Source organism: Candidatus Streptomyces philanthi (assembly GCF_059553635.1).
On record NZ_JCANQV010000346.1, the window covers coordinates 1 to 5,571 of the forward strand.

The following is a 5,571-nucleotide window of genomic DNA, read 5'->3' on the forward strand; positions in this document are numbered from 1 at the left end:
GCGTCCTCGCGGGCCGCCGAGGGGACGACATAGCGGTCCTCGTACTTGGCGAGGGCCAGCAGCCGGAACATCTCCTCCATCGCCTCGGTCGTCAGCCCGACCTCGGCGGCGAGCGAGGCGTCCCGCTCGCCGCGCAGATTGACGCCGCGCATGTACGCGCGCATCGCCGCCAGCCGGCGCAGCACCGAGTCCACCGCCGTGGCGTCCCCGCCGGTCAGCAGCCCGGCCAGGTACTCCACCGGGATGCGCAGCGACTCGATCGCGCCGAACAGGTTCGGGGCGCTCTCCCCGTCGAAGCCGCATCCCGCCAGCGCGTCCACCACGGGGGACAGCGGCGGGATGTACCAGACCATCGGCAGGGTGCGGTACTCGGGGTGCAGCGGCAGCGCGATCTGGTGGTCGCAGATCAGCTTGCGCACCGGGGAGCGGCGGGCCGCCTCGATCCACTCCGGGGAGATCCCGCTCGCCTCCGCGTCCCGCACCACCTCCGGGTCGTGCGGGTCGAGGAAGACCTCCAGCTGCGCGGGGTACAGATCGCGGTCGTCCTCGACGGACGCCGCGGCCAGCACCGCGTCCGGGTCGTACAGCAGCACCCCCAGGTACCGCATCCGCCCCACACAGGTCTCCGAGCAGACCGTCGGCTGCCCGGCCTCGATCCGCGGGTAGCAGAAGGTGCACTTCTCGGCCTTGCCGGTGGCGTGGTTGAAGTAGACCTTCTTGTACGGGCACGCGCTGACGCACATCCGCCAGCCGCGGCACTGGTCCTGTGCGGCCAGGACGATGCCGTCCTCCTCGCGCTTGTACATCGCCCCCGAGGGGCAGGCCGCCACGCACGCCGGGTTGAGGCAGTGCTCGCAGATCCGCGGCAGATAGAACATGAAGGACTGCTCGAACTCGAACCGCACCTTCGTACCGATCTCCCGGCGCAGCTTGGCGAGGACCGGGTCGCTCTCGCCGTGCTCGACGGCGCCGCCCAGGTCGTCGTCCCAGTTCGGGCCCCAGGTGATGGTGTCCATCGGCTCGCCGGTCAGCTGGGAGACGGGGCGCGCGGTGGGCAGGTCGTCGCCGGCGGGCGCGTCGAGCAGCTGCCGGTACTCGTACGTCCACGGCTCGTAGTAGTCCTCGACGCCCGGCAGATCGGGGTTGGCGAACAGCTTGCCGAGACGTCCGGCCCGGCCGCCGGAGCGCAACCGCAGCCGTCCGCCGCGGGTCCGCTCCCAGCCGCCCTCCCAGCGCTCCTGGTCCTCGTGGCCGCGCGGGTAACCCTGCCCCGGGCGGGTCTCGACATTGTTGAACCACACGTACTCGGTGCCGGCCCGGTTGCTCCACACCTGCTTGCAGGTGACGGAACAGGTGTGGCAGCCGATGCACTTGTCGAGGTTCATCACCATGGCCACCTGCGCCATCACACGGCGCCGGTTCCCGCGAGCAGTCATCAGTACCTCACCTCCTGTGCGCGGCGGCGGATCACGGTGACCTCGTCGCGCTGGTTTCCGGTGGGGCCCAGATAGTTGAAGCCCCAGGCGAGCTGGGCGTAGCCGCCGATCAGATGCGTCGGTTTGATCACCGCGCGGGTCAGGGAGTTGTGGATGCCGCCGCGCTTGCCGGTGGTCTCCGTCCTCGGGACGGCCAGGGTGCGTTCCTGGGCGTGGTACATGTACACCGTGCCGGCCGGCATCCGGTGCGAGACCACCGCCCGCGCCGTCACCACGCCGTTGCGGTTGACCGCCTCCACCCAGTCGTTGTCCCGCACCCCGATCGCGGCCGCGTCCCGCGGGCTCATCCACACCGTCTGCCCGCCGCGCGCCAGCGTCGCGATGTGCTGGTTCTCCTGGTACGAGGAGTGGATGGCCCACTTGTTGTGCGGTGTCAGATAGCGGACCGTGACGCCCCGCCCGTCGACGGTGCCGATCTCCGGCTCGCCGTAGAGCGCGGTCATGTTCAGCGGCGGCCTGTACGTCGGCAGGGCCTCGCCCGCCTCGTGCATCCAGTCGTGGTCGACGAAGAAGTGCTGCCGGCCGGTGAGGGTGTGCCACGGCTTGAGGTGTTCGGTGTTGAGGGTGAAGGCGGTGTAGCGGCGTCCGCCCGCCTCGCTGCCCGACCACTCCGGGGAGGTGATGACCGGTACCGGACGTGACTGGGTGTCACGGAACGAGATCTGCTTGCCCTCGGCCTCCGCCGCCAGGTGCGCCATCGGCTGCCCGGTCTGCCGCTCCAGCCGCTCGAAGCCGTGGGTGGCGACCCGGCCGTTGGTGGTGCCGGACAGTTTCAGGATCGCCTCGCAGGCCCGCCGCGCGGTGTCCAGCCGGGGGCGGCCGTCCGCGACGCCGCCGCGCACCGTGCCGTTGAGCGCGGCGAGCGTTCCGACCTCCGGCGACACGTCATAGGTGACGGCCTTCTGCGTCACGCCCAGCGTGTCGACCAGCGGTCCCAGTGCCGCCATCTTCGCGCCGACGGCGGTGTAGTCCCGTTCGACGACCGTCAGCTTCGGCATCGTCCGGCCGGGCACCGGCGCGCACTCGCCCGCCCGCCAGTCGTGTGCGACGCCGCCGGGCTGCGCGGTCTCGTCCACCGTGTCGTGCTGCAACGCCGTCGCCACCAGATCGCGCCGTACGTCCAGCCGTCCCTTCGCCAGCTCGCTGAACCGGCGCGCCAGGTCCTGGAAGATGTCGAAGTCCGGCCTGGCCTCCCACGGCGGGTCCACGGCCGGGGTGAAGGCGTGGACGAACGGGTGCATGTCGGTCGACGACAGGTCGTGCTTCTCGTACCACGTCGCGGCCGGCAGCACGATGTCGGACAGCAGGGTGGTCGACGTCATCCGGAAGTCCAGCGACACCAGCAGATCGAGCTTGCCCTCGGCGCCCTCCTCCCGCCAGGTCACGTCGCGCGGCCGGCTGCCGGCCGGGGCCGCGCCGCCCTGCACATGGCCCTCGGTCCCCAGCAGGTGCGTGAGGAAGTACTCGTTGCCCTTGGACGACGAGCCGAACAGGTTCGCCCGCCACACCGTCAGCACCCGCGGCCAGTTCTCCGGCGCGTCCGGGTCCTCACCGGCGAACCCCAGCTCGCCCGAGCGCAGCCGGTCCACCGCGTACGCCACCGGGTCGGCGCCCGCGGCCTGAGCCTCGTCCACCAGGTCCAGCGGATTGCGGTCGAATGTCGGGTACGAGGGCATCCAGCCCATCCGTGTCGCCGCTGCCAGGCAGTCGGCGGGCGCCATGCCGTCCAGCCGGCCCTCGCCCAGCGGCGACGCCAGCTTCTCGGCCCGGAACGGGTCGTAGCGCCACTGGTCGGTGTGCAGGTAGAACCAGCCGGTGCCGATCATCTGGCGCGGCGGCCGCTGCCAGTCGCCCGCCGACGCCAGGGTCGCCCAGCCCGTGGCGGGACGGCACTTCTCCTGCCCGACGTAGTGCGCCCAGCCGCCGCCGTTGCGGCCCTGGCAGCCCGTCATCGTCAGCAGCGCCAGGAAGCCGCGGTAGGCGGTCTCGGCGTGGAACCACTGGTTGGTGCCCGCGCCCAGCAGGATCATGCACCGGCCGCGGGACTCCTCCGCCGTGGTGGCGAACTCCCGGGCGATCCGCGCGGCCTGCGCCGCCGGCACCGAGGTGTGCTGCTCCTGCCAGGCCGGCGTGCCGACCTGCGTGGCGTCGTCGTAGTCCGCGGGCCATTCACCGGGCAGACCGAGGCCGGGACGGGGAACGCCGTACTGGGCGAGCATCAGGTCGTGGACCGTGCAGACCAGCGGCCCGTCCGGGACGAGCCGGCGGACCGGGACGCCCCTGCGGACCACGCCGCCCTTCCCGCCGGGCAGGTCGAAGCGCGGCAGCAGCAGTTCGGCCGTGGTGTGCGCGCCGTCCGCCACCGAGAGGCGCGGGGTGATCCCGCGCAGGTCGAGGTTCCAGTCCCCGCGGTCGGTGGGCCTCCCGTCGGTGCCCCAGCGGTGCCCCAGGGTGCCGTTCGGGACGAAGGGCTCGCCCGTGGCGTCGTCGAGCAGCAGGGTCTTCCACCGGTCGCGGGCGTCCCCGCCGCCGCCCAGGTCGGCGGCGGTGGCGAACTTGTCGGGGACGTACGCCCCGTCCTTCTCGCGCAACGTCACCAGGAACGGCATGTCGGTGTACGTCCGCACGTAGTCGTCGAAGAACGGCACCCGCCGCTCGACGAAGAACTCCTTGAGCACCACATGGCCCATGGCCAGCGCCAGCGCCCCGTCCGTCCCCGGGTGGGGATGCACCCACTCGTCGGCGAACTTGGCGTTGTCGGCGTAGTCGGGGGAGACCGCGACGACCTTCTGGCCCCGGTAGCGGGCCTCGGTCACCCAGTGCGCGTCGGGCGTACGGGTCACCGGCACATTGGCGCCCCACATCATCAGATACGCCGCGTCCCACCAGTCACCCGACTCGGGGACGTCCGTCTGGTCGCCGAACACCTGCGGGGAGGCGACCGGCAGATCCGCGTACCAGTCGTAGAACGACAGCATCGAACCGCCGATCAGCGACATGAAGCGGGCACCCGCCGCGTGCGAGGCCATCGACATCGCCGGGATCGGGGAGAACCCCGCGATCCGGTCCGGGCCGTGCTCCCCGATCGCGTGGACATGCGCGGCGGCCGCGATCTCCAGCACCTCGGACCACCCGGCCCGCACCAGACCGCCCTTGCCGCGCGCCCGCTGGAAGCGGCGGCGCCGCTCCGGGTCGCCCATGAGATCCGCCCAGGCAGCCACCGGGTCACCGCCCAGCCGCTCCTTGGCCTCCCGGTACATCTCCAGCAGCACCCCGCGCACCAGCGGATGACGGACGCGGGTGGGGGAGTAGCAGTACCAGGAGAACGCCGCTCCCCGGGGGCAGCCGCGCGGCTCGTACTCCGGGCGGTCCGGGCCCACGGACGGGTAGTCGGTGTCCTGGGTCTCCCAGGTGATCACCCCGTCCTTCACATACACCTGCCAGCGGCACGAACCGGTGCAGTTCACCCCGTGCGTGGTGGAGACGACCTTGTCGAAGCTCCAGCGGTCCCGGTAGAACACATCGCCGTCCCGGCCGCCCTCGCGGCGCACCGTCCGCAGGTCCGCGGACGTCTCACCGCCGGAGAAGAACCGCCCGGCCGTGAGCAGCGCCCGGCCCGCGGGCCCTGCCACCGACGGCGCGGGGGTCTGATCGTCGCTCATTCTCGCCTCCTCATCACCGACCGGTCCGCGGGCGCGCCGGGAATGCGACGGGCCGCGGAACCTCGGGGGCGGGGAAATCCGCCGTGTCGGGAAAAAGGCTAGCCGTAAAAACCGGCCATATTCTCCCGGCTTGTTTTAATCCCGGCAAAGACCGGGACTTTGGTCCCGGCCGCTCGGGCTTTAATACCCGGCCGAGGGTGCTGCCGCCTCTCCTATCGTGGAGGCGTGCAGACGGCAGAAGAGATGGACATGCGCACCGGCGCCCGCCCCTCGGCGGACCCCCGGCTGCGGCTCCTGGAAGTGCTGCGCACCGGCGGCCGCCCGTACACCGTCGACCAGCTCGCCGACGCCGCGGGGCTCACTCCGGCCACCACGCGCTACCACCTCGGTGGCCTGGACCGCGACGGGGTGGT

At 71.9% G+C, this 5,571-nt stretch carries 3 protein-coding genes; 1 reads left to right on the forward strand and 2 read right to left on the reverse strand.

The genetic code is table 11. The features are described 5' to 3' along the window. The coding region (gene narH / locus AC51EU_RS26445) for a nitrate reductase subunit beta (RefSeq protein ID WP_496269598.1) at positions 1-1,436 on the reverse strand (1,436 nt) is incomplete at its 3' end. Continuing rightward, positions 1,436-5,158 carry a nitrate reductase subunit alpha gene (locus tag AC51EU_RS26450; protein WP_496269599.1) on the reverse strand — a complete coding sequence of 1,241 codons (3,723 nt, stop codon included), beginning with the start codon at positions 5,156-5,158 and terminating at the stop codon, positions 1,436-1,438. The genes narH and AC51EU_RS26450, both read right to left, overlap by 1 nt. A 225-nt stretch (positions 5,159-5,383) precedes the next feature. Here AC51EU_RS26450 and AC51EU_RS26455 point away from each other — a divergent pair. After that, positions 5,384-5,571, forward strand: a 188-nt coding sequence (locus AC51EU_RS26455) for a helix-turn-helix domain-containing protein (protein WP_496269600.1), incomplete at its 3' end; no start/stop codon positions are given.